This is a genomic window from Streptomyces sp. NPDC041108 (assembly GCF_055592645.1).
The window spans coordinates 135,928-158,815 of sequence record NZ_JBVIYK010000018.1 but is presented as its reverse complement, the minus strand read 5'-3'; the positions used below and the strand labels follow the sequence as shown (position 1 = coordinate 158,815).

The 22,888-nt window shown below is 72.2% G+C and carries 19 protein-coding genes; 10 read left to right on the top strand and 9 right to left on the bottom strand.

Annotated features, from left to right (window positions below):
* Window positions 1-15: 15 nt before the first annotated feature.
* The gene (locus tag ACZ6BB_RS35555; protein WP_471619251.1) at window positions 16-2,313 is read right to left on the bottom strand and encodes an MMPL family transporter; all 2,298 of its coding nucleotides are present in this window, start codon (window positions 2,311-2,313) and stop codon (window positions 16-18) included.
* Between the two features lie 150 nt (window positions 2,314-2,463).
* On the opposite strand from ACZ6BB_RS35555, the gene ACZ6BB_RS35550 reads away from it, so the two are divergent.
* The gene (locus ACZ6BB_RS35550; RefSeq protein WP_471619250.1) at window positions 2,464-2,829 is read left to right on the top strand and encodes a cupin domain-containing protein; all 366 of its coding nucleotides are present in this window, start codon (window positions 2,464-2,466) and stop codon (window positions 2,827-2,829) included.
* A gap of 96 nt (window positions 2,830-2,925) precedes the next feature.
* Here ACZ6BB_RS35550 and ACZ6BB_RS35545 read toward each other — a convergent pair whose 3' ends face one another.
* Window positions 2,926-3,897 carry a hypothetical protein gene (locus ACZ6BB_RS35545; RefSeq protein WP_471619249.1) on the bottom strand — a complete coding sequence of 324 codons (972 nt, stop codon included), beginning with the start codon at window positions 3,895-3,897 and terminating at the stop codon, window positions 2,926-2,928.
* Window positions 3,898-4,087: 190 nt separating this feature from the next.
* On the opposite strand from ACZ6BB_RS35545, the gene ACZ6BB_RS35540 reads away from it, so the two are divergent.
* Window positions 4,088-4,552 carry an SRPBCC family protein gene (locus ACZ6BB_RS35540; protein WP_471619248.1) on the top strand — a complete coding sequence of 155 codons (465 nt, stop codon included), beginning with the start codon at window positions 4,088-4,090 and terminating at the stop codon, window positions 4,550-4,552.
* 45 nt (window positions 4,553-4,597) lie between these two features.
* On the opposite strand, the gene ACZ6BB_RS35535 is transcribed toward ACZ6BB_RS35540, so the two are convergent.
* The 3 genes from ACZ6BB_RS35535 to ACZ6BB_RS35525 form a co-directional block, all read right to left on the bottom strand.
* The gene (locus ACZ6BB_RS35535; RefSeq protein WP_471619247.1) at window positions 4,598-6,187 is read right to left on the bottom strand and encodes a hypothetical protein; all 1,590 of its coding nucleotides are present in this window, start codon (window positions 6,185-6,187) and stop codon (window positions 4,598-4,600) included.
* A gap of 205 nt (window positions 6,188-6,392) precedes the next feature.
* Window positions 6,393-6,593, bottom strand: a complete 201-nt coding sequence (locus tag ACZ6BB_RS35530; RefSeq protein WP_471619246.1) for a hypothetical protein — start codon at window positions 6,591-6,593, stop codon at window positions 6,393-6,395.
* Between the two features lie 366 nt (window positions 6,594-6,959).
* Window positions 6,960-9,092 (bottom strand): DUF1996 domain-containing protein, encoded by a 2,133-nt coding sequence (locus ACZ6BB_RS35525; RefSeq protein ID WP_471619264.1) that lies wholly within the window; start codon window positions 9,090-9,092, stop codon window positions 6,960-6,962.
* Between the two features lie 329 nt (window positions 9,093-9,421).
* On the opposite strand from ACZ6BB_RS35525, the gene ACZ6BB_RS35520 reads away from it, so the two are divergent.
* From ACZ6BB_RS35520 to ACZ6BB_RS35510, 3 genes are all read left to right on the top strand, one after another.
* The gene (locus ACZ6BB_RS35520; protein WP_471619245.1) at window positions 9,422-12,199 is read left to right on the top strand and encodes a SpoIIE family protein phosphatase; all 2,778 of its coding nucleotides are present in this window, start codon (window positions 9,422-9,424) and stop codon (window positions 12,197-12,199) included.
* A 62-nt stretch (window positions 12,200-12,261) separates the two neighbouring features.
* The gene (locus ACZ6BB_RS35515) at window positions 12,262-13,149 is read left to right on the top strand and encodes a Gfo/Idh/MocA family protein (protein ID WP_471619244.1); all 888 of its coding nucleotides are present in this window, start codon (window positions 12,262-12,264) and stop codon (window positions 13,147-13,149) included.
* A 111-nt stretch (window positions 13,150-13,260) separates the two neighbouring features.
* Entirely contained in the window at window positions 13,261-14,052 is a 792-nt protein-coding gene (locus ACZ6BB_RS35510) for a hypothetical protein (RefSeq protein ID WP_471619243.1), read from the top strand.
* 10 nt (window positions 14,053-14,062) lie between these two features.
* On the opposite strand, the gene ACZ6BB_RS35505 is transcribed toward ACZ6BB_RS35510, so the two are convergent.
* Window positions 14,063-14,845 carry an alpha/beta fold hydrolase gene (locus tag ACZ6BB_RS35505; protein ID WP_471619242.1) on the bottom strand — a complete coding sequence of 261 codons (783 nt, stop codon included), beginning with the start codon at window positions 14,843-14,845 and terminating at the stop codon, window positions 14,063-14,065.
* A gap of 477 nt (window positions 14,846-15,322) precedes the next feature.
* On the opposite strand from ACZ6BB_RS35505, the gene ACZ6BB_RS35500 reads away from it, so the two are divergent.
* Window positions 15,323-16,288: a DUF1152 domain-containing protein gene (locus ACZ6BB_RS35500; RefSeq protein WP_471619241.1), complete on the top strand. Its 966-nt coding sequence runs from the start codon at window positions 15,323-15,325 to the stop codon at window positions 16,286-16,288.
* 65 nt (window positions 16,289-16,353) lie between these two features.
* The gene (locus tag ACZ6BB_RS35495; protein ID WP_471619240.1) at window positions 16,354-17,337 is read left to right on the top strand and encodes an aldo/keto reductase; all 984 of its coding nucleotides are present in this window, start codon (window positions 16,354-16,356) and stop codon (window positions 17,335-17,337) included.
* An 84-nt stretch (window positions 17,338-17,421) separates the two neighbouring features.
* On the opposite strand, the gene ACZ6BB_RS35490 is transcribed toward ACZ6BB_RS35495, so the two are convergent.
* Window positions 17,422-17,871 carry a hypothetical protein gene (locus ACZ6BB_RS35490; RefSeq protein WP_471619263.1) on the bottom strand — a complete coding sequence of 150 codons (450 nt, stop codon included), beginning with the start codon at window positions 17,869-17,871 and terminating at the stop codon, window positions 17,422-17,424.
* 212 nt (window positions 17,872-18,083) lie between these two features.
* Here ACZ6BB_RS35490 and ACZ6BB_RS35485 point away from each other — a divergent pair, with 212 nt between their 5' ends.
* Complete coding sequence (locus tag ACZ6BB_RS35485; protein ID WP_471619239.1) at window positions 18,084-19,448, top strand: FAD-dependent oxidoreductase; 1,365 nt, start codon at window positions 18,084-18,086, stop codon at window positions 19,446-19,448.
* A gap of 121 nt (window positions 19,449-19,569) precedes the next feature.
* A complete protein-coding gene (locus tag ACZ6BB_RS35480; RefSeq protein ID WP_471619238.1) occupies window positions 19,570-20,190 on the top strand; it encodes an L-threonylcarbamoyladenylate synthase in 621 nt (206 codons plus the stop codon).
* 16 nt (window positions 20,191-20,206) lie between these two features.
* On the opposite strand, the gene ACZ6BB_RS35475 is transcribed toward ACZ6BB_RS35480, so the two are convergent.
* Together ACZ6BB_RS35475 and ACZ6BB_RS35470 are read right to left on the bottom strand one after the other, a co-directional pair.
* Window positions 20,207-21,232, bottom strand: coding sequence for a DUF6745 domain-containing protein (locus ACZ6BB_RS35475; protein WP_471619237.1), 1,026 nt, complete (start codon window positions 21,230-21,232; stop codon window positions 20,207-20,209).
* Between the two features lie 74 nt (window positions 21,233-21,306).
* The gene (locus ACZ6BB_RS35470) at window positions 21,307-21,633 is read right to left on the bottom strand and encodes a hypothetical protein (RefSeq protein WP_471619236.1); all 327 of its coding nucleotides are present in this window, start codon (window positions 21,631-21,633) and stop codon (window positions 21,307-21,309) included.
* 258 nt (window positions 21,634-21,891) lie between these two features.
* On the opposite strand from ACZ6BB_RS35470, the gene ACZ6BB_RS35465 reads away from it, so the two are divergent.
* Complete coding sequence (locus tag ACZ6BB_RS35465; RefSeq protein ID WP_471619235.1) at window positions 21,892-22,860, top strand: STM4015 family protein; 969 nt, start codon at window positions 21,892-21,894, stop codon at window positions 22,858-22,860.
* The last annotated feature ends 28 nt before the right edge of the window (window positions 22,861-22,888 follow it).

Below are 22,888 nucleotides of genomic sequence, written 5' to 3'. Positions count from 1 at the left end.
TTCCGCTGAAGCACGTCAGCTGCCGAGCGGTCGGTCCTGCGCCTGCGGGACCGGCCGTTCCGCCGTTTCCCCCTCCGCGTCGACGTGCGGCATGATCCGGTCGAGCCAGTGCGGGGTCCACCAGGCATGGCGCCCCAGCAGGGTCATCACGGCGGGGACCATGAGCAGGCGTACGACGGTGGCGTCGATGAGGACACTGACCGCGAGCCCCAGACCCAGCATCTTGACCACGATGTTGTCGCTGACGATGAACGCGGCGAAGACGCTGACCATGATCAGGGCGGCGCAGGTGATCACCCGGGCGGTGATCTCCAGAGCGTGGGCCACGGCGTCGCGGGCGTCACCGGTGCGCAGCCATGCCTCGTGGACGCGGGAGAGCAGGAAGATCTCGTAGTCCATGCTGAGGCCGAAGATGATCGCGAACATCATCATCGGCACATAGCTCTCGATGGGCACCTTGCCGTTGACGCCCAGGGCGGGCCCGCCCCAGCCCCACTGGAAGACGGCGACGACGACGCCGTACGAGGCGGCGATGGAGAGCACGTTGAGGACGGCCGCCTTCACCGCGACCAGGAGGCCGCGGAAGACGGCGAGGATGATCAGGAAGGCGAGGGCGACGACGACGGCGATGATGACGGGCAGCCGACTCGCCACGATGTCACGGAAGTCGACCTGGGAGGCCGTGGTCCCGGTGACATAGCCGTGCGCCTTCGTGCCGGAGACCGAGGCGGGCAGGGTGTCGTCGACCAGGCGGTTCGTCAGATCCGTGGTCTCGGCGCTCTGCGGCGACTCCTTCGAGTAGACCGTGCCCACCAGGACGTCCCCGTCCTGGGTGGGGGTCAGCGGGGTGACGGCGTACGCCCCCGCGACCGCGTCCAGGTCCTTCTGCGCGGTGCTCTGCAGGCTCTGGCGGTCCCCGGACGGCACCGAGGTCTGGTCGATGACGACCGTGAGCGGGCCGTTGGAGCCCGGCCCGAAGGCGTCGGTCATCAGGTCGTAGGCGCGGCGGTCGGTGAAGGAGGTGGGGTCGGCGCCGTCACCGATGTGGCCCAACTGGATGGAGAAGAGGGGGATCGCGAGGATCGCCACGGTCGCGACACCGGCCGTCAGGAACCGCCACGGATGGTGTTCCACGCGCTGGGCGTAGCGGTGCCAGGTGCCGGTGATCTCCTCGCCCGCGTCGGCGCCGGTCTCGGCGATCGGCTTGCGGACGTGATAGCGGTCGATCCGCCGGCCGATCAGGCCGAGCAGGGCCGGGACCAGGGTGAGGGCGCCGGCGATCGCGGAGACGACGGTCACGGCGGCGGCCAGTCCGAGCTTGCCGATGAAGCTCACCCCGGAGGCGTACAGTCCGGCGAGGGCGACGATCACCGTGCAGCCGGAGACGAGGACGGCGTGCCCGCTGGTCGAGGCGGCGCGGCCGGCCGCCCGCACCGGGTCGTCGCCGTCCATGAGGTTCTGGCGGTGGCGGGTGATCAGGAACAGCGCGTAGTCGATGCCGACACCGATACCGATCATCGTCGCCAGGGTCGGGGAGACGGTCGCGAAGGTGAACGCGGCGGCCAGCAGACCCAGACAGGCAAGGCCGCCGATCACGCTCAGCAGGGCGGTCACCAGAGGCAGACCGGCGGCGATGACACTGCCGAAGCCGATCACCAGGACGACGATCGCGACCGCGAAGCCGATCAGCTCGCTGATCCGGTCGTCGGCGTCGGGACGGGCCAGCTCTCCGAGCGGTCCCCCGTACTCCACCTCGGCGCCCGCCGACCGCAGCGGCTGGACGGAGTCGTCCACCCCGTCGAGATAGCCGTCACCGAGGGTGGAGGGCTGCACGTCGAAGCGGATCGTGATGTACGCCGTCTTCTGGTCGGAGGACAGCGGGCCGACGTTCGGCTGCTGCGACTGGTCCGACGACTGCGACGGCTGGGCGGCGGGCGCGGTGAGCGGGTTCTGCACGGACAGCACGTGCGGCAGCTTCTGCAGGTCGCCGACCGTCTCGGACATCTGGGAGCCGAGCGAGGTCAGCGCCTTGTCCTTGTCGTGCAGGACGATCTGGCTGCCGTAGCCGCCGGCCGCCGGATCGTGCTCCTTCAGCACGTCCAGGCCCTTCTGGGACTGCACGCCGGGGAGGGAGAAGTTGTCCGAGTAGTCGCCGCCGTAGGCCCGGTTCAGCACCTGGACGGCCGCGAGGGCGACCAGCCAGGCGACGATGACGACCACGAAGTGCCGGGCGCACCACTCACCGAGCCTCCGCAGTCGGCCCGTCGGGGCCTCGGTCCCGCCCTTCCCACCACCGGAACGACTTGAGCGCATCGTCTCTCCTCCGGGAGCGATCTTCCGGCCCTCATTACACGCCGCCTGCGGGGGCCCGGCACCTTCGGCGGGCGCAGGTCCCCCGGTTGGCGGCCCCGGCTTGACAGGCGGACCATGGGGAGGTGGGGCGGCCTAGCGGAAGGAGCCGTGATGCTGGAGATCAAGACGGTCGAGAAGCCGGACGAGCGGCGCGATTTCCCCCGGGGGCACCTCGAAGCCGTGCACCTGACCGGGCTCGACTTCGCCGTGGCCACCTTCGAGCCGGGCTGGCGCTGGTCGGAGTCCGTGGGCCCCATCGCGGGCACGGAGAGCTGCCAGGTCCATCACAACGGTTACGTGCTCAGCGGCCGGATGCACATCCGTATGGACGACGGCGGGGAGGGCGAGGTCGGGCCGGGCGACGTCTTCGTGTGCCCGCCGGGGCACGACGCGTGGGTGGTGGGCGACGAGCAGTGCCTGGTGCACGACTTCGCCGGCCAGATGGCCCAGGACTACGCGAAGGCGAAGGACGGCTGAGCCGACCGGAGTGCGAGAGGGGACGGAGGCGGGGCGCGCACGCCCCGCCTCCGTCCGTGCGCGCCCGCGTGCGTGCGGCGTCCGTGCCCCGCGCGGCTAGACCCCGTCGGATTCCCGCAGGTTGTCGAGCGTCGCGTTGGTGTCGCTCTTGAGCCACTCCACCACGTCGCTGACCTCCGGCATGGTCGCGCCGTCGTCATAGGTGGAGCCGTAGGCGCTCCACCTCATCTCGTACGTCATCCAGCCGTCGCGCACCGCGAGGGTGGCCGCCCGGCTGCCGCTGTTGTCGTCCCCGGACGTGGTGTCCTCGGTGACCAGATACGCCTCGTCGCCGAAGCCGGTGACCTTCTCCACGTCGTAGTCCTCGTACCGCTGGTCGTACTCGGACCAGACGGCGGTGAACTCGGGCCCGGGGTCGGTCTTCTTGTGGAGGTCCACCTGGACCGAGAAGTACGCGTCGGAGATCGAGGAGGTGGAGGACTCCTTCAGGGAGATGCTGCAGTAGCTCTCGTCGAGGGCCTCGTGCTCCAGGGCGTTGTGCACCGGCTCGGTGTCCTCCTCCGGGTACTCGTTCTTGAACGACGAGTAGTCCACCGAGGAGCAGAGGTTGGACTCGGCCCGGTAGCCGCGCAGGTCCGCCTTGGTGTCGTCCCTGCCGAGCAGGAAGACACCCCCGGCCCACGCCGCGGACGCCACGACCGCCCCCACGAGCGCCCACAGCACGGCCCGTCCGCCGGCGCCCGTCGCGGGCTGCGCCCCGAGGGGCGGGTAGCCGCCCGGCGGATATCCGCCCGCCGGCGGCCCGTACGCGGACGCCTGGGCGGGCACCGGCGGCCCGTAGCCGGCCGGTGACTGGGGGTTCGGGTAGGGGTAGGCGCTCGGCACCGCCGCCTGGGTGGGCGGCTGCGCCTGGACGGGTATCTCCGCCTGGGTCGGTGTCGGGACCGGCCCCGGCGGCTGGGACTGTGCCTGGGGGCCGGGCTGTCCCGGGGGCGGCCAGGCCGGGGACGCGGACGGCTGGTCCTGCGGCTGGGGCTGCGCCGGCGCACCCTCGGGGCGGTCGGTCATCGGCTTCTCCTCGTGTCGTGGTGGATGGGGTCGCCCGGAGCGTCGGCCGCACCTGAAGATCCAAGCCTCGCAGAACGTCTCCCGCCCGGTCGTCCGTAGAACTACGCACCTGTCCTACGCAACCCGGCGGCCGGACCGGGGCGGGGGCGTCATGGGGCGGAGGCGGCCGGCCGGTGCTTTCATGGGATCCATGACCAGCAGGAGTGTCGTAGTCGAGCGGCGGGTCGGCGCGTCCCAGGGGCGGGTGTGGGAGGCCCTGACCGACCTCCGCCGGATGGATCGGATGCTCAGCGGTGTCACGCGGGTGGAGGTCCTGACGGACGGGGTCTTCGGGGTGGGCACGCGGTGGCGGGAGACCCGGCGTATGTTCGGCAAGGACGCCACCGAGGAGATGTGGGTGACCGTCAGCGAGCCGCCCGAACGGTATGTGGTGGAGGCCGAGTCGCACGGCTCCCGCTATGTCTCGCAGTGGCTGCTGCGGGCCGACGGGCCGGAGTCGACGACGATCCTGCTGACGTTCTCGGCCGAGCCGACCGGTGCCGTCGCGGGGCTGCTCGCCCGGCTCATGGGACCCGTCGGCGCCCGCGCCGTGCGCAAGGCGGTCGCGAAGGACCTCGACGACGTCGCCCGGTGGGTGGAGGGCGGCGGGGGCTGAGTCGCCCCCACCGCCCGGTACGGTCACCGTGGAACCGGGTGCGCGTCAGGAGTCCAGGCCGAAGCCCGAGGTCACGTAGGCGCATTCCGTGTAGATGTAGCCCGACTGCAGCTTGGCGGTGTCGGAGGCGGCGCTGGAGGCGTTGTCGCCCTTCGGCTTGTGCAGGAAGTACGTGGTGCCGACCGGCAGGCTGATCGTGCGCTGCGGGTACTTGTCGTTGCCGCTGCACGGCTTGAAGCCGCTGGCGAGCGTGCTGCTCCAGTCGTAGCTGGAGCAGGTGCCGCAGCCCTTGAGCGTGAAGGTGCCGGTCACCGGGCCGGTGTACATGACCTGGATCTCGTCGGGGCTGTCGTTCTTGACCGTGACGGAGATGCTGCCGCCGGAACGCGTGGTGGGCAGCTTCTTGCCCGCCGCCGGGACCTCCTGCGCGATCTCCGCGGCGATCGCGATCTTCTTCGCGCGCGGCGCGTTCTTGTGCTTCTTGTGGGCGTCGACGAAGTCGTTCATCGAGGTGACCGCCTCGGCGAAGTCGCCGTCCCGGTACTGGTCGACGCCGCAGGTGTAGACGCCGGTGGACGCGGTGTCCTCGGCCCGTCCGGCGTCGGCGGCCAGGGCGTCGGCCACCCCGGCCTTGTCCCCCGGCAGGGCCTTGACCTGGGAGCCGAGCGTCTTCAGCCGGTCCACGGCGGTGCAGGGGTCGTCACCGCCCACGGCCTTGACCGCCTTGTCGACGGCCCGCTTCACGTCGGGCTCGACCTTCGCGGCCTGGTCCGATTCGGGGAACGTGGTGAGGAGGTCGCTGAACTGGTCCTGCCAGCCCGCGGTGTCGGCCGTCAGGCCGGCGGAGGCGCACTCGTACAGCGAGGTGGCGAGCCGGTCGTCGGGCCAGTCGGCCAGCGAGCCGAGGTCACGCTCGCTCACGGTCTGCGGGACCGTGCGCAGGTATTCGAGGGGAGCGACCGCGTCGCAGTACTGCTGCTTCTCGTACGGGGCGCCGACCGTCGTGTAGAAGGTCTTCAGCCGGTCCGGGACCTTCTCGGCCGCCCGGGAGCCGGGGTGGTCGGTGCTGAGGTCGTCGTAGGCGGTCAGTGCCCTGCGGAACTCGGACTGGGTCGTGGAGAAGGACTCGCCGGAGGCCTTGTCCACGAGGTCGTCGGCCTTCTCCAGTCGCTCCAGGAGCATCTCCTCGACGGCTTCCTTGCGCGCGGTCTCGTACAGCAGACCGCCCGCGACGGGTACGCCGAGGAGAAGGACGCCGAGCACGACGGCGAACGGGGACTGCGCGGGCCAGACCAGGCGGGTGCGCAGCCCCAGGAAGGCGCCGTGGACGGCGGCCAGGAGAAGGAACAGACCGTAGACGGCGAGGGCCGTGCCCGAGACGCCGTCGGGGTCGGCCGGCAGCACCGTGAAGAGCAGGAGGCCGGTGGCCACCCAGCACGCCAGCGTCAGGAGCGGGCGGCGGATCAGGGCGTAGCCGAGCCCGAGACCGCTGAGGTTCAGCAGGCCCACGCCGACGGCTCGCCAGGCGTCCGCCGGGCCGGGCGGCGGCCCCGGCGGCATGGGCGGTACGGGCGGCACGACGTAGCTGTGGCTCCAGCCGTCCTGGTCTCTTACCCCGTACTGATCCCCGGACATCTCGGATCCCCCCGTCAAGTCCACCCGCATGCTTACGAATTGTCAGTGTACGGCCGAAACTCGATGCCGCGACAGGCGTTTCCCGGGCACCGGCAGAGATCGATTTCCATTCGTGACCACCGCCCGGGTGGTGATCCTTGAGGTCGTGCGCACCGCCCGTCGCCTGCGCCAGGCGCGGACCCCACAGCCTGTTGACGCGCGGAGGTCACCGTTCGGTTCGCTCGCGGAGCGGGGTTCTCGCCCTGTCGGGTGCGCGATCGGGGGCGGGGTGGGCGGGGGACGCCCGCGCGAGGAGGACGGCCGTCGCCGCGCCCGTGGTGAGGACACCGGCCGCGAGCAGGATCCCGAGGGGGACGGTCGGGTCGTACGGGGCGCGGCCGGCGTAGGCGGTGGCGGTGGCCGCCACGAAGGCGGCGGTGTAGCCGAGGGGGCCGCCGCGGCCACGCCGTTCGCCGCTCTCCGGGGCCCGAGGCGGCCCGTGTCCGCCAAAATCGCGAGCAGGGCGAGGAGATGGATGCCGTGCAGGCCGGCGGCGTGGGCGAGACGGTCGGGCCGGCCGGAATCCGTACCCACCAGCGCGCGGGCATCTGCCACAGGATCCACACCCCGGACCACACCAGCAGCCCGAACGCGACCGCGACATCACCCGCTGGCAGCCGCCGGACCCCGACCTCCGCCTGCTCCGCCCCGGGTCGTTCGGTACAGGATCGATTCCCGTCCAGGCCAACCAGGTTGACGGAGCACGGAATCCCCTCCGGCCCGTTCGCGCGGGTCAGTAGTTCCCGCGCCGGACCCGGCGGAGCAGGACGATCCCGGCGAGCACGGCCACGCCGCCGATCATCGCCGGCCACAGCTGCGCGCCGGTCTCCGCGAGGTCGCCCGCCGCCGACTGCGATCCCTGCGATCCGGACTGGCCGGCGGGCGAGGGGATGTTGGCGGCGGGCGTCGTCTGCGCGGGGGCCACGACCGCACCGCCGGAGGCATCGCCGTCGTCGTCACCGCCGTCGGCGCCCTTGTCGTCACCCTTGTCGGCGCCGGGGTTGCCGCGCTGGGTCGCCTTCAGCGAGCCGAGGACCTGGGGCTCCTTGTCGTCGCCCTGGTTCGCCTCGTCGTCCCCTGCGCCGGGGGCCTGGGCGGTCCCGGTCGGTTCGGCCGGGTTGTCGTCCTGGTCCTGGTCGTCGCCCGGCTTTCCCTGACCCTGGTCCTGGCCGTCGCCCGGCTTTCCCTGACCCTGGTCCTGGCCGTCGCCCGGCTGCTCCTGACCCTGGTCCTGGCCGTCGCCCGGCTGCTCCTGACCCTGGTCCTGGCCGTCGTCGCCGCCCTGGCCGCCGTCGCCCTGGTCACCGTCGCCCTGGCCGTTGTCACCGCCCTGGTCGCCGCCGTTGCCCTGGCCACCATCGTCGCCGCCCTGGCCGCCGTCGTCCTCCTGGCCGCCGCCGATGTCGGCCGCGTCGCACTCGCGGCCGTCGTTGATGCAGTCCACCATCGCGCGCATCAGGTCCTCGTCGAAGACGTTGATGAAGTCGCCGTGGTCGGTGACGGGCTTGTGGAGCTGCTCGGGGAAGGCGTCCACGGCGAACAACGGGCTCGTGCGCCCGCCGTCCTGCAGACTCGGGGCGTCGACGTCGTAGACGATGCGCTGGACCAGCTGCGGGATGGCCTTGAAGCCGGCGCCGCAGCTGCCGTCCGCCGCGGCGAAGGCCACGTGGGTGCGGTGGTTGGCGCTGTCGATGTTACGACCGTCCCAGCAGCTCTGGAACTTGAACGTGCGCACCACGTCGCTGCCGGCGGGGCAGAGCGGGTACTTGTCCTTCAACTGCCGGTCCTCGAACCCGGTGCAGCTCCAGGACGCGTTGGCGTTGGCCGTGCCGTTGACGAAGGCCTTGGCGTCGCCGGTGATGATGCGCAGCAGTCGCGGCATCTCCGTGACGTCGCCGCGCGGGCTGCCCTCGAACGTCATCGTGACCTGCTTGGGCGTCACGATCTCGCCGACGTTGCCCTCGATGCCACCGCCGGGGGAGTTGGCGTCCTGCTCGGCGGTGCCGTTCTGCAGGCGGATGACCGGCCAGAAGTACGAGGAGCGATCGCCCTGGTTCTCGCAGCTGGTGTCGGCGGCCGCGAGGTCCTGGTCACTGGCGAACGCGCTGTTGCCCTGGTTGCCGACGTAGTCGTGGAAGTGGTGGGCGCCGTTGGAGACACCGGGGGCGACGATGACGTTGTCCGAGTTGAACAGCCCGCCCGCGTTCACGCCGCAGTCGGTGCTGAAGGAGCCGGTGGAGCCGGTGGAGCCGTTCTGCCGCCCGCCCCGGTCGCCCGCGTTCGGCTGGACGCTGGTGATGTCGGCGTAGTCCGCGGCCACCGGCCCGTTGCCGGCCTGGCCTCCGTTGCCCGGCTGGCCCTGACCGCCCTGCTGGTCGCCCTGGCCCTGACCGTCCCCGCCGTCGTCCTGACCGCCGTCGTCCTGACCGCCGCCGTTCTGGTCACCGCCGTTCTGGTCACCGCCGTTCTGGTCACCGCCGTTCTGGTTCTCGGCGGGGCGGAGCGCGCAGGCGGCCAGGGAGTCCAGTCCCTCGGGGCGGTCGCCGACCCGGTCGATGGCGATCGCGATCCGCTCGATCGTCGCGGCCCGCTTCTCCTTGAGCGGGTTCATGATCGCGTTGTCGGCGAAGCCGCCGTCCTGCTGCTGGGCCTGTGCGGAGTTCTGCAGCCGCTGGTAGGCCTCGGCTATCTGCTGGTCCAGGGCGGCGAGTTCCTTGTCGACCTCGGCACGGGCACCGTCGGGCACCTCCGTCAACTTGGCGCCGACGTCCGGGCAGTCGATCGTGCCGGCGGCTGAGCCCACCTGCTGGACGGTGTCGTCCGCCGAGTCCTCCTCGGTGGCCGACGCGTAGACGTTGACGGCCACGAGCCCGCCTCCGCCCAAGATCAGCGCGATCGCGGCTGAGGTCGCGCGCCGTGCTCCTGATGGGCGTCTGCGCCTGGTGGTGCGTCCCACGGATAGCTCCTACAACGTCGTGATCGGGTCCGGGCATGAAGAACCCCAGCTTCATACGGAGCCGGAGGCCGAAGTGTTCAAACGTCCCGGGAATTCACAGGAATCCGACAGGTAGCGGTAAGTCACACGTGGTCAAAGCGGTAGCAAGCGCTCTCCCCGTCGTTTCGCCGACGGCACCGGCCGTGACGGCGCGTGACCCCCTCTCGCCTCTGGGCGCGGGGCAGTGTAGACATGGGCACATGGTGCGTCTCCTGGGTCGATCTCGCTCTCAGTCGACCCGCCGCCCCCAGGGTCGGCCCGCGCAGGGCCCGGACGACCGCGCCCGGCGGGTACGGCACGGAACCGACGGCGGCGCGAGCCGGGAACAGGAACACCGCGGGGGCCCGCTCGCGGGGCTGCGGTCGGCGGTGGGCGGGCGCAGCGTCGCCGGGCAGGTCTTCCTGCTCCAGGTGGTGATCGTGCTGGTGCTGGTCGTGTCGGCCGTGGTGGCCCTGGTCCTGCAGGTGCGGCACGACAGCAGCGAGGAAGCGCACAACCGTTCGCTCGCCGTGGCGGAGACCTTCGCCAACGCGCCGGGCACCCGGGAGGCGCTGGCCGCCGACGATCCCACGGCGATCCTCCAGCCGAGGGCCGAGGCGGCCCGGGTCAAGTCCAAGGTCGACTTCATCGTCGTGATGAACACCGACGGGATCCGCTACACCCATCCGAAGACGGACCGCATCGGCAAGCAGTTCGTCGGCACCCTGGGACCGGCGCTGAAGGGCGAGTCCTTCACCGAGGAGGTCAACGGCACCCTCGGCCCCCTCGTCCAGGCAGTGGTGCCGGTCACGGAGCCCGACGGCAAGGTCGTGGGCCTGGTCTCGGCCGGGATCACCACCGAGAACGTGGGCGGGGTCGCGGAACAGCAGCTGCCCCTGGTGCTGATCGCCGCCGCGGCGGCCCTCGCGCTGGCCACGGCGGGCACGGCACTCGTCAGCAAGCGGCTCCTGCGCCAGACCCACGGCCTCGGCCCGTCCGAGATGACCCGCATGTACGAGCACCACGACGCGGTGCTGCACGCCGTGCGGGAGGGCGTGATCATCATCGGCGGCGGGGGCCGGCTGCTGCTCGCCAACGACGAGGCGCACCGTCTGCTCGGCCTGCCCGCGGACGCCGAGGGACAGGATGTCCACGCCCTGGGCCTCGAATCCCCCATGGCCGACCTGCTGGCCTCGGGGCGGGTCGCCAACGACGAGGTGCACCTGGTCGGCGACCGGCTGCTCGCCGTCAACCAGCGGGCCACCGATCTGCAGGGCGAGCCCTCCGGCAGCGTGGCCACGCTCCGCGACTCCACCGAGCTGCGTGCCCTGTCCGGCCGCGCCGAGGCGGCCAGGGAGCGTCTGAGGCTGCTCTACGACGCCGGCGTGGGCGTCGGCACCGGCCTGGACGTGACCCGCACCGCCGAGGAACTGGCGGAGGTGGCCGTCCCCCGGTTCGCGGACTTCGTCACCGTGGACCTCGCCCCGGCTGCGCTCAACGGCGACGAGCCCGACGCGGTCGGAAGTCTGCGCCGTACGGCCTGCAGCGGCATCCGCAAGGACGCGCCCCTGTACAAGGTGGGCGAGCGGATCGACCTCGTCCCCTCCTCGCCGCAGGCCCGCAGCATCGACAGCGGCACGTCGACCCTGGTCACCGACCTCAGCCGGGCCTCCGGCTGGCAGGCACAGGATCTCGAACGGTCGGCGCAGGTCGTCGAGTACGGCATCCACTCGCTGATCACCGTGCCGTTGCGGGTGGGCCAATTGGTGCTGGGGGTCGCCAACTTCTGGCGCTCGGAGAAGCCCGAGCCGTTCGACCGGGAGGAACTGGCGCTCGCCGAGGAACTCGTCGCGCGGGCGGCGGTGTCCATCGACAACGCGCGCCGGTACACCCGTGAGCACACGATGGCCGAGACCCTGCAGCGCAGCCTGCTGCCGCGCAATCTTCCCGAGCAGAGCGCCCTCGACGTCGCCTACCGCTATCTTCCGGCGCAGGCCGGGGTGGGCGGGGACTGGTTCGACGTACTCCCGCTGTCCGGTACCCGGGTCGCGGTCGTCGTGGGCGACGTCGTGGGTCACGGGCTGCACGCGGCGGCCACGATGGGGCGGCTGCGCACCGCCGTGCACAACTTCACCGCGCTGGATCTGCCCCCGGACGAGATCCTCGGGCTGCTGGACGAGATGGTCAGCCGTATCGACCAGGACGAGGCGGCCCTGGACGGCACCGCGCCGATCACCGGGGCGACCTGCCTGTACGCGATCTACGACCCGGTCTCGCGGCGCTGCGACGTCGCCCGGGCCGGCCATCCGCCGCTCGCGGTGGCCCGGCCCGACGGAACCGTCGACTTCCCCGAGGTGCCGGCCGGTCCGCCGCTCGGCCTGGGCGGACTGCCCTTCGAGACGGCCCGGCTGGAGCTGGACGAGGGCAGCCGGCTGGTGCTCTACACCGACGGGCTCGTCGAGCACCGGGAGCGGGACATCGACGACGGTCTCGAACTGCTGCGCACGGCCCTCACCGGGGCCGACACCTCCCCGCAGGGCACCTGCGAGGCCGTGCTCGACGCGCTGCCGCCGAGCCGTGCGAGCGACGACATCGCGCTGATCGTCGCCCGCACCCGGGCGCTGGACCGGGGCCGTGTCGTGGAGTGGGAGGTGCCGGGCGACCCGGCGGCCGTCCGCCGGGCGCGCTCCGAGGCCACCCGGCAGCTGACCGTCTGGGGCCTGGAGGAGCTGGAGTTCACCACCGAGCTGATCCTCAGCGAGCTGGTCACCAACGCCATCCGGTACGGCGGCGGCCCCATCCGGGTCCGTCTGATCCACGACCGCCAGCTGATCTGCGAGGTCACCGACAGCAGCCACACCTCGCCCCATCTGCGGTACGCCGCGACCACCGACGAGGGCGGCCGGGGGCTGTACCTCATCGCGCAGCTCACCCAGCGCTGGGGCACCCGCTACTCCCCCACGGGCAAGACCATCTGGACCGAACAGGCACTGCCCTGACGGTCCTCGACAGGCCCCGCCCGCGGGGGCGGGGCCTCCACAGCGCAAGGAGAGACCGCAGCATGCGTATCGGACTGCTCGGAACCGGCCCGTGGGCCGAGATGGCCTACGCCCCCGCGCTCGGCGCGCACCAGGAGCTGGACTTCGCGGGGGTGTGGGGCAGGCGCCCGGAGGCGGCCAAGGAACTGGCCGGCCGGCACGGCGGAGTGCCGGTGTACGAGGACGTCGACGCCCTGTTCGCCGACGTGGACGCGGTCGCCGTGGCCCTGCCGCCCTCCGTCCAGGCACCGCTGGCGGCGCGGGCCGCCCGGGCCGGCTGCCATCTGCTGCTCGACAAGCCCCTGGCGACGGACGTCGAGCAGGGGCGGGCCGTCGTCGAGGCGGTGGCGGAGACCGGAGTGGCCTCGGTCGTCTTCTTCACCGCCCGCTTCCAGACCGCCGTCGACGCGTGGATCACCGAGCAGGCCGCGGCCGGGGGCTGGTTCACCGCCCGCGCGGAGTGGTTCGGATCGTTGTTCGACGAGGAGAGCGACAGCCCCTTCGCGGCCTCGCCGTGGCGGCGCGAGAAGGGCGGCCTGTGGGACGTGGGCCCGCACGCCCTGTCCGTGCTGCTGCCGGTGCTCGGGGACGTGGAACAGGTCGCCGCCGCCGTGCGCGGGCCCGGGGACACGGTCCATCTGGTGCTTCTGCACACCGGCGGGGCGTCCAGCACGCTCACGCTCAGCCTCACCGCGCCGCCCGCGGCCTCCGGCGCGACGGTCGAGCTGCGCGGCCGGACCGGGGCGACCGTACTGCCCGGGTCCGACGAAGGTGCCGTAGAGGCCCTCGTACGGGCGGGAGACGCGCTGCTGGCGGCCGCGCGCAGTGGCCGCCCGCATCCGTGCGACGCCGCCTTCGCGCTGCGCGTGACGGAGCTGCTCGTCGCCGCGGAGGGTCGACTGACCGGCTGACACACCCGGCGCCCGAGCCCGTGTTCGAGTTTATGTGAGCCTTATACCGGACATCGTCCGGTGGCGGGCATGCCTCCGCCTCGCGCGTCCCGTGAGCGTGAGGAGGGCCCCGTGAGCGCGACGGACGGGAGCGCCGCCGAGAACCTGCGGCGCAGGCTGGCGGCCTCGAAGCAGGATCAGGACGCGCGGACGGTCATGCGGCTGCGCCTGGGGGTCGGGATCATCGGTGTCCTGCTGCCCCTGGCGCTGCCGGCCGGCAACTGGATCGCGGCGCGGCTCGCCGGCGTGACCGGCGGCGACGCCTGGCCCGGTTCCATGAGCGGCTCGTACCACACCAGCACCCGCGACATCTTCGTCGGCGGGCTCTGCGCCCTCGGGATCTTCCTGATCGTCTACCGCTTCAACCGGTTCCACGACGTTCTGGGCACCGTCGCCGGACTCTGCGCCCTCGGCGTCGCCCTCTTCCCCACCGCGCCGGGATCCGGGGGCGACGCCGGGCAGCAGACGGTCTCGGTCCTCCACCAGGTCTTCGCCGTCGCCCTGCTGACGGCGATGGCGGCGTTCTGCCTCTTCATGCACGGGGCGCCGGGCATCAAGGAACGTTCGTACGTCCGGCGTCCCTACCTGGCGGCCGGCGTGCTGATCCTCGCCTTCATGGCGCTCGCGGCCGTCGCGGCGGCCACCGGGATGGGCGAGGACTGGACGATCACGCCCCTGTACCTGTGCGAATGGCTCTCCGTCTGGTCCTTCGGCTTCGCCTGGACGGGCGCGGCCCTGTCCCTGGCCGCGGACATCGACCGGCTGCCCCGGACCCGGGCGGCCGTGGACGCCGTCCTCGGGTGGCTCCGCACGCTCGGCGGCCTCCTGGGCCGGGGACGGACCCGCTCGCGCCCGGCCGTGTGACGTCCGGGGTTCAGGGACGGGCGCCGGTGAGGAAGCGGTCGAGGGTGGCGGTGAGTTCCGCCGGCTTCTCCACGGGAAGTTCGTGGCCGGCGTCCAGGATGCGCACCTCGGCGTCCTGGCACGCCTTGGCCATGCGCAGCATCTGGGAGACCGGGAGCTGGATGTCGTGGTAGCCGTGCACGAGCAGGGTCGGTGTGCTGATCTCGCCGAGCCGGTCGAGGACGTCGAAGGCGCGCATGGCGCCGTACAGGGTCATGACGACCTCGCGCGGGGTGGCCGCCGAGGCCCGGATGTACTCCCGGATCTCCTCGCGGGGGTGGCCGGGGGCGAAGGCCCGCTGGATGTTGGCGGCGACGAACAGCTTGAAGGGAACACGGGTGGAGACCGCCATCAGCAGGCCGCGGCCTCGGCTGTAGGTCATGCGGCCGATGGAGTTGACCAGCACCAGGCGCTCGACGCGCTCGGGGTGGGCGAGGGTGATGGTCTGGGAGATCATGCCGCCCATCGAGTGGCCGACGAGGACGAACCGCTCGACCTCCAGATGACCGAGGAGGGCGAGCACGTCCTCGGCCAGCTCCTCGATCGTGCGCACCCCCGCGCCCCGGCTCTCGCCGTGCCCGCGCAGGTCCAGCCGGATCACGCGCCGCTTCCCGGCGAAGTGCGCGACCTGATGGTCCCAGCGGTGCCGGTTCGCGGTCCACCCGTGCACGAAGACCAGGGGCACACCGTCACCGTCCCGGGGGCCCTCGTCGTCGTACGTCAGCACGGCGCCGTCGACTTCGAGCTGCGGCATGGGGCCTCCTGCGATGCGGTCCGGTTACTGACCGGTACGGTATCCGCCTCCCCGGCCCCCGTCACCGGCGTCGGCCGAGGAATCTGCGGAGCGCCACGGATGACCGGGCTGGTGACGGCGCCCGAAGGGCCGCCGGCCGAGGGTCCGAGGGCCGTCGCACGGTCGGCCGGCCCGCGTGCCGGCGGACGGTCGCGGCGGGGACCTGCGGACCACCGACGCCCGGGACCGGCCGACCGTGCGACGGCAGCCGGTCCCCGCCCATCGGCCGTGCGGCAGCCGGCGCCCCTGACACCGCGACCGTCCGACGACCGCCACCGACCCCGGCCTGCCCACCGCGCGCCCTCGGACGGCCGCGTCGGCAACCTTCGGAGCAGCCCCCGCCCGGCCGGACTGCCTGCAACCGCAGGCCCCGCCCCACGGCACCGCGACGGCGGGAAACCGCGGGCGTCTCGTGCTCCGCCCTGTTAACTTCCCCCGGTGTTCTCCCTCCAGGAACCCCCGTTCTTCACCCGGCTGCGCGAGGCGCGGCGTGTGCTCATCGCCGGTGCCGGTGGTGGATTCGACGTGTACGCCGGGCTGCCGCTGGCCCTCGCCCTGCGGGCCGAAGGCAAGGAGGTCCATCTCGCGAACCTCTCCTTCGCCGACCTGTACGGCCTGAGCCAGGACGTGTGGCTGGAGCCCGATGTCGCGGCCATCGGCCCGGAGACCACCTTCCGGGGCGACTACTTCCCCGAGCGCGCCCTCGCCCGGTGGCTGTCCCTGCACCGGCTGCCCAGCACCGTGTACGCGCTGTCCCGTACGGGTGTGGCACCCCTGCGGGCCGCCTACCGCGCTCTCGTCGGTCATCTGGGCGGGGTGGACGCCGTCGTCCTCGTGGACGGCGGCACCGACATCCTGATGCGTGGCGACGAGCACGGACTCGGCACGCCGGAGGAGGACATGGCGAGTCTGGGCGCCGTGGCCGGCCTCGACGAGGTCCCCGAGCGACTGGTGGCCTGCCTGGGCTTCGGCGTGGACGCCTACCACGGGGTCAACCACTCACTGGTCCTGGAGAACCTGGCCGCGCTGGAGCGCGAGGGCGCCTACCTGGGGGCGTTCTCGCTGCCGCGCGACAGCACCGAGGGCGCCCTGTACCTGGACGCGGTGGCCCACGCCCAGCAGAGCACGCCGACCCACCCGAGCATCGTCAACGGCTCGGTCGCGGCCGCCGTACGGGGCGAGTTCGGCGACGTCCGCTTCACCGACCGCACCAGCAACAGCGAGCTGTTCATCAACCCGCTGATGGCGCTGTACTTCTGCGTGGACGCGGTGGGACTCGCCCGCCGCAATCTCTACCTCGACCGGCTGGAGAAGACCGAACTCACCCGGCAGATCAGCTCGGTCGTCGAGGAGTTCAGGGACGGGCTCCCCCGGCAGCGCCCACCACGCGCCTTCCCGCACTGACCCCGCACCCCACCACGTCCCCGCCCCCGCGGGCCGCGGGGCGGGACGGATGACAGACTGACGGCATGGAAGAACGCGCATTCGGTAGGTCGGGTCAGCACGCGTCCGTCGTCGGTCTCGGCACATGGCAGCTGGGCGCCGACTGGGGAGACGTCGACGACACGGAGGCCCTGGCGGTGCTGGAGGCGGCCGCCGAGTCGGGAGTGACCTTCTTCGACACGGCCGACGTCTACGGCGACGGGCGCAGCGAGCAGACCATCGCCACGTTCCTGCGGAGCAGGCCCGACCTTCATGTGTTCGTCGCGACGAAGATGGGCCGTCGCATGGACCAGATCCCCGAGAACTACGTCCTCGACAACTTCCGGGCCTGGAACGACCGTTCCCGCCGCAACCTCGGCGTGGACCGGCTCGACCTGGTCCAGCTGCACTGCCCGCCCACGCCCGTCTACTCCTCCGACGAGGTGTTCGACGCGCTCGACACCCTGGTCGAGGAGGAGCGCGTCGCCGCGTACGGCGTGAGCGTGGAGACCTGCGCGGAGGCGCTGACGGCGATCGCCCGGCCGAACGTGGCGAGCGTGCAGATCATCCTCAACCCGTTCCGGATGAAGCCGCTCCTCGACGTCCTCCCCGCCGCCGAGAAGGCGGGCGTCGCGATCATCGCGCGCGTTCCGCTGGCGTCGGGACTGCTGTCCGGCAAGTACACGAAGGACACGGTCTTCGCGGCGAACGACCACCGCACGTACAACCGGCACGGCGAGGCGTTCGACCAGGGCGAGACCTTCTCCGGCGTCGACTACGCCACGGGCGTCGAGGCCGCCGTCGAGTTCGCGGGGCTGACCCCCGACGGTTACACCCCGGCCCAGCTGGCGCTGCGCTGGATCGTCCAGCTGCCGGGCGTCACAACGGTGATCCCGGGCGCCCGCACCCCGGACCAGGCCCGCGCCAACGCGGCGGCCGCAGCGCTGCCGGAGCTGTCCGGTGAGACGCTCACGGCGATCCGGGACCTGTACGACCGGCGCATCAAGGAGCAGGTGGAGGGCCGCTGGTAGGGCGGCCGGGCGCGGCGGAGCGCCGCGCGGGAGGCGGCCGGTCGGCCGCTTCCCGCGCGTGGGTTCCACCCCGCGGCGGGCGCGTCAGATGCGGCCGCCCGTGAGCCGGGTGAGCGGCCCCTGGACCTGGCGTCCGGAGCGGCGTCCGACCGCGTAGGAGGCGGCGGTCAGGGCCGTCAGGCCCGCACCCACACCGGCGGCGACGAGCTTGCGGTGGGCGATGACGGTCATGGCCGTCCTGGCGGTGGCCGCCACCTGGCCGGACGCCTGGACGACCGCCTGGCGGCCCGCCTCGACGCCCTTCGCCGCGCTCTGCACGGCCGCGCTCGTGGTGTCGGCGGCACGCTTGGTCGCCTCGGCCGCGTGTCCGGCACCGGCCTTGACGGACGAGGCGGCGCTCTCGCTCTTGGTCGCGGCCGCCTTCGCGGACTCGGTGGCCGGTGCCGTGGCCTTGGCGGCCGTCCGGCGGGCCTTGGCTGCGGTCGTCCCGGTGGAAGCGGAGTTCTCGTTCGGGTCCTTGTTCGATCCAGTCATGGAGACCGCGTTGCCGCTCCGCGCCCCGGCAAACACGCTGTCGACGACCGTGTGGGCCGAGGGACCGGTCACGCTCCCTTCGTCCGTCCATTCCCCCGGATGGCATAAGATCGCCTTATGAGGTCATAGACCCGACCCGAGTACCTGGTAAGGGTTACCTTAGTTTAGGGTTGCCGTCGAGTCGCTTTTCTCCGCTCGAAGGGAACCTGAACATGCCCCGCCCTCTGCGGGTAGCCATCGTCGGAGCCGGACCCGCCGGGATCTACGCCGCCGACGCGCTGCTGAAGTCCGACGTGGCCACCGAGCCCGGTGTGTCCATCGACCTCTACGAGCGGATGCCCGCCCCGTTCGGACTGATCCGTTACGGCGTGGCCCCCGACCACCCCCGCATCAAGGGCATCATCACCGCCCTGCACCAGGTCCTCGACAAGCCGCAGATCCGTCTCTTCGGCAACGTCGACTACCCGGGGGACATCAACCTGGACGACCTGCGCGCGTTCTACGACGCCGTGATCTTCTCCACGGGCGCGACGGCCGACCGCGCGCTCGACATCCCCGGTATCGACCTCGACGGCTCGTACGGCGCGGCCGACTTCGTCTCCTGGTACGACGGCCACCCGGACGTCCCGCGCACCTGGCCCCTGGAGGCCGAGAAGGTCGCCGTCCTCGGTGTCGGCAACGTCGCGCTCGACGTGGCCCGCGTCCTCGCCAAGACGGCCGACGAACTGCTGCCGACCGAGATCCCGGCCAACGTGTACGAGGGTCTGAAGGCCAACAAGGCGCTGGAGGTCCACGTCTTCGGCCGCCGCGGCCCGGCTCAGGCGAAGTTCTCCCCGATGGAGCTGCGAGAGCTCGACCACTCCCCCAACATCGAGGTCATCGTCGACCCCGAGGACATCGACTACGACGAGGGTTCCATCGCGACCCGGCGCGGCAACAAGCAGGCCGACATGGTCGCCAAGACCCTGGAGAACTGGGCGATCCGCGACACCGGCGACCGCCCGCACAAGCTGTTCCTGCACTTCTTCGAGTCGCCCACCGAGATCCTCGGCGAGGACGGAAAGGTCGTCGGCCTGCGCACCGAGCGCACGGCTCTGGACGGCACCGGCAACGTCAAGGGCACCGGCGAGTTCAAGGACTGGGACGTCACCGGTGTGTACCGCGCGGTCGGCTACCTCTCGGACAAGCTGCCCAAGCTCCCCTGGGACGTCGAGTCGGGCACCGTCCCGGACGCGGGCGGCCGGGTCGTCGAGGAGACCGGCGCGCACCTGCAGTCGACGTACGTCACCGGCTGGATCCGGCGCGGACCCGTGGGCCTCATCGGGCACACCAAGGGCGACGCCAACGAGACCGTCGCCAACCTCCTGGACGACTTCGCGAACGGCCGGCTGCACGAGCCGTCCACGCCCGCCCCGGAGGCCGTGGACGCGTTCCTCGCCGAGCGGAACGTGCGTTTCACGACGTGGGACGGCTGGTACAAGCTCGACGCCGCCGAGAAGGCGCTCGGTGAGCCGCAGGGCCGTGAGCGCGTGAAGATCGTCGAGCGTGAGGACATGCTGCGCGCAAGCGGCGCGTAGGCGCTCCGCTTGGAAGGGGGGACTGCGGGCCGCTTCGACGCTGAGGGTCGTCCGTGGCCGGCCGCGCAGTTCCCCGCGCCCCTTTCAGGGGCCCGCGACTCCGGGGGCATAAGCTCGTCCAATGGCCAAGTACTACGACGTGCATCCCGACAACCCCCAGCCGCGTGCCATCGGGCAGGTCGCCGACAGTATTCGTCAGGGTGGGCTGATCGCCTATCCGACGGACTCCTGCTTCGCCCTGGGGTGCCAGCTGGGCAGTCGTGACGGCATCGAGCGGATCAAGACGATCCGGCAGCTCGACGACCGCCACCACTTCACCCTGGTGTGCGAGAACTTCGCGCAGCTGGGCCAGTTCGTCCACGTCGACAACGACGTGTTCCGCGCCGTGAAGGCATCGACGCCCGGCAGTTACACCTTCATCCTCCCCGCCACGCGGGAGGTGCCCCGCAAGCTCCTCCACCCCAAGAAGAAGACCGTCGGGGTGCGCATTCCCGACCACCGCGTGGTCCAGGCCCTGCTCGCCGAGCTGGGTGAGCCGCTCGTCTCCAGCACCCTGCTGCTGCCCGACGAGGAGGAGCCGCTGACCCAGGGCTGGGAGATCAAGGAACGCCTGGACTACCTGGTCGACGCGGTGGTGGACTCCGGGGACTGCGGCACGGAGCCGACGACCGTCATCGACTTCTCCAGCGGCGAGGCGGAGATCATCCGCAAGGGCGCGGGCGACACCTCACGGTTCGAGTGACCCCGGCGGGCCCGGCTCAGGTCTGCCGCAGCGGCTCGTACGCCTCGGCGCTGAGCCCGAACGTCCAGGCCACCCCTGCGCGGGCCGTGGTCGTGGCGGGCGGCACCCGCAGCCAGTAGGTGCGGCTCGTGCCGTCCGGCTCCGGCGTGGAGTTGACGACCTCGACCATCACCACGTCCTCGTCGCCCGGCAGGGCTATGCGCCACAGCACGCCCGTCTCGTCACGGTGCACCGGCTTCGCGCCGGACTCCTCCAGATAGCGGTCGTAGCCGTAGAACTCCAGCATCACGCGGCGCAGCTCCGCGTTCTCCTCCGCCCGGATCTCCGCCGGGGTCAGCGAGCCCAGCCGGTCGAGGAAGGCGCCGGGGACGGGCAGCCCGCGCCAGGCGTGCAGGGCGAATCCGTCGGCGTAGGCGAGCGCGGGCCCGTCACCCCGGTCCAGCCGCCCCGCCTCGTCGCGGTGCAGCTCCACGGGCCGCTCGGTGACGACGGCGACGTTCTCGTACGGCCACCACCAGCCGGCCGTGCGGGCCACCTCGGCCAGTCCGTCGAGGCCCGGGGCCGTGTCGAACGCGGACAGCCAGGCCGCGTCGTGCTGGCCGAGGACGGCGTCCAGGAGGAGCAGACGGATGCCGGTCTCCTCCTTGCGGCCGGTGGGGGCCAGGGCCTCGACGACTCCGGTGCGGACGCGGTCGATCAACGGACGGGTCGTCTCCCACAGGCCGGCGCCCGTCGCACTCCAGTGCGCGCTCCAGCCGGTGGGGCCCAGCCGGGTGTGCAGCCGGGCCCGTTCGGCGGCGACGGCTCTGTTGCGGACCGCGTCCCGCACGCTCGCCCCGGTGGCGGGCAGCGCCTGGCCGTCCTGCGCCGGCGCTCCCGACAGCAGGCGCACCGCCTCCAGGGGCGAGCGGGCCCACACGATCCGTCCGGGCTCCGGCAGCCCCGCCCGCCGGTAGGCCAGGCGCACGCCCGCCTCGGCCCGTGCCCGGTCGCCCGCCCCGGTGGCCGCCGCCACCGCCCGCCAACTCGTCCGTTCCGTCACGCCGTTCCTCCTGGATCCCGTATGTCCGTTCCCGCGGGCCGCCGCACGCCACGGCCGCCCTCCGCCCCGCCGGTTCAGTCGGCGACGATCCGCACCGAGCCCGGTACGTACTCCCGCTGCCGCACGACCCGGTACCAGCCCTTGGGCAGGGAGATGGCAGCGTGCTCCTCGTGGACGACGCGGGCACCCTCCGGCACGTGCAGCAGCATCGGCCCGAACGCGCCCGCCTCGCGGACGAGCCGGCCGGGGCCGACCACGGCGTGGGCGTGGCCGGTGACCTCGCCGAGGGCGAGGACGAGCCGCCCGCGCCCGTCGCGGGGCTCCGAGGCGGCGTCGAGCGCGTCGCCGGGCACGGCGCTCCGCGCCAACGGCGCGATGAGGACGTCTCCTTGCCGGTACATGGGTCTCCCTCCCGTCGGGCACTCGCTGTGCCACGACAGGACCGTAGGGCCGACCACTGACAATCGGTCCGCGCACGCCCGTCCGCCGGGGCGCGGACCACTGTTCGTCCACAGGACAGGGGTCCGCCGCACACGTTGTCGGTCGGACTTGGTAGAACTCCCCTACCCGGCGGCGCCGTGCGCTCCGGGTGCGAGACGGGCGGACCGGGCACAGGCCCGGCGCCGCCCATGGACATGGAACGAAGGGGCGGGGCGCACATGACCATCGGGAGCCATCTGGAGGAGTTCCACGGCCTGCCGGTCCACCGCTTCCCCAAGTCGGTGAAGGGCCTGGAGGGGGCCGGGCACCTGCCCGCTCCCGAGTCGGTGGCCTGGAGCATCGCGGTGGAGTCCTACGACAGCGAGGAGTCGTGGGAGGAGGCGTTCGCCCGGTTCCTGGCCTCCGTCGGCACCGAGAAGGTGCGGGCACTGGTCGTGGGCGCCTGGAGCGACGCCTACGACAACGGCCCCGAGGCGATCGTCGAGGCCCTGATCGCGGCGAAGGACCGGCTGCCCGCGCTGCGCGCCCTGTTCCTCGGCGACATCGTGGGGGAGGAGTGCGAGATCTCCTGGATCAACCAGGGCGACGTCGGCCCGCTGCTGGACGCCTTCCCCGAGCTGGAGGAGTTCGGTGTGCGCGGCGGCCAGGGCCTCGGCTTCCCGGCGTTGCGGCACGAGCGGCTGCGCTCGCTGACGGTGGAGACCGGCGGCATGCCCGTGGAAGCCGTCCGGGGTGTCGCGGGCAGCGACCTGCCGGCCCTGGTCGAGCTGGACCTGTGGCTGGGGACGTCCGAGTACGGCGGCGACTGCGAGGCCGCCGACCTCGCGCCGATCCTCGCCGGCACCCGCCTGCCGGCCCTCAAGCACCTGGCCCTGCGCAACAGCGAGATGCAGGACGAGATCTGCGTGGCCCTGGCCTCGGCTCCCGTGGTGGCCCGCCTCGACGTCCTGGACGTGTCGATGGGCGTCCTCACCGACGACGGGGCGACCGCGCTGCTCACGGGCCAGCCGCTGACCCACCTCACCACGCTGGACCTGCACCACAACTACCTGAGCCCGGCGATACGCGACCGCCTCCGGGACTCCCTGGAGGCCGAGGGGGTCCAGGTCGACGCCGACGCCGACGACGCCGAGTCGGACGAGGAGGAGGACGGCACGGTCTGGCGGTTCGTCGCGGTGGGCGAGTGAGCGCGTAGACGGTCACGGTCGGAAGGGG

What these genes read in the sequence shown, in the direction of transcription:
- ACZ6BB_RS35540 (WP_471619248.1), top strand. Translation starts at nt 4,088, where the DNA reads ATGACCAGCAGGAGTGTCGTAGTCGAGCGGCGGGTCGGCGCGTCCCAG.
- ACZ6BB_RS35555 (WP_471619251.1), bottom strand. Translation starts at nt 2,313, where the DNA reads ATGCGCTCAAGTCGTTCCGGTGGTGGGAAGGGCGGGACCGAGGCCCCG.
- ACZ6BB_RS35520 (WP_471619245.1), top strand. Translation starts at nt 9,422, where the DNA reads ATGGTGCGTCTCCTGGGTCGATCTCGCTCTCAGTCGACCCGCCGCCCC.
- ACZ6BB_RS35470 (WP_471619236.1), bottom strand. Translation starts at nt 21,633, where the DNA reads ATGTACCGGCAAGGAGACGTCCTCATCGCGCCGTTGGCGCGGAGCGCC.
- ACZ6BB_RS35505 (WP_471619242.1), bottom strand. Translation starts at nt 14,845, where the DNA reads ATGCCGCAGCTCGAAGTCGACGGCGCCGTGCTGACGTACGACGACGAG.
- ACZ6BB_RS35550 (WP_471619250.1), top strand. Translation starts at nt 2,464, where the DNA reads ATGCTGGAGATCAAGACGGTCGAGAAGCCGGACGAGCGGCGCGATTTC.
- ACZ6BB_RS35495 (WP_471619240.1), top strand. Translation starts at nt 16,354, where the DNA reads ATGGAAGAACGCGCATTCGGTAGGTCGGGTCAGCACGCGTCCGTCGTC.
- ACZ6BB_RS35480 (WP_471619238.1), top strand. Translation starts at nt 19,570, where the DNA reads ATGGCCAAGTACTACGACGTGCATCCCGACAACCCCCAGCCGCGTGCC.
- ACZ6BB_RS35545 (WP_471619249.1), bottom strand. Translation starts at nt 3,897, where the DNA reads ATGACCGACCGCCCCGAGGGTGCGCCGGCGCAGCCCCAGCCGCAGGAC.
- ACZ6BB_RS35515 (WP_471619244.1), top strand. Translation starts at nt 12,262, where the DNA reads ATGCGTATCGGACTGCTCGGAACCGGCCCGTGGGCCGAGATGGCCTAC.
- ACZ6BB_RS35485 (WP_471619239.1), top strand. Translation starts at nt 18,084, where the DNA reads ATGCCCCGCCCTCTGCGGGTAGCCATCGTCGGAGCCGGACCCGCCGGG.
- ACZ6BB_RS35535 (WP_471619247.1), bottom strand. Translation starts at nt 6,187, where the DNA reads ATGTCCGGGGATCAGTACGGGGTAAGAGACCAGGACGGCTGGAGCCAC.
- ACZ6BB_RS35465 (WP_471619235.1), top strand. Translation starts at nt 21,892, where the DNA reads ATGACCATCGGGAGCCATCTGGAGGAGTTCCACGGCCTGCCGGTCCAC.
- ACZ6BB_RS35490 (WP_471619263.1), bottom strand. Translation starts at nt 17,871, where the DNA reads ATGACTGGATCGAACAAGGACCCGAACGAGAACTCCGCTTCCACCGGG.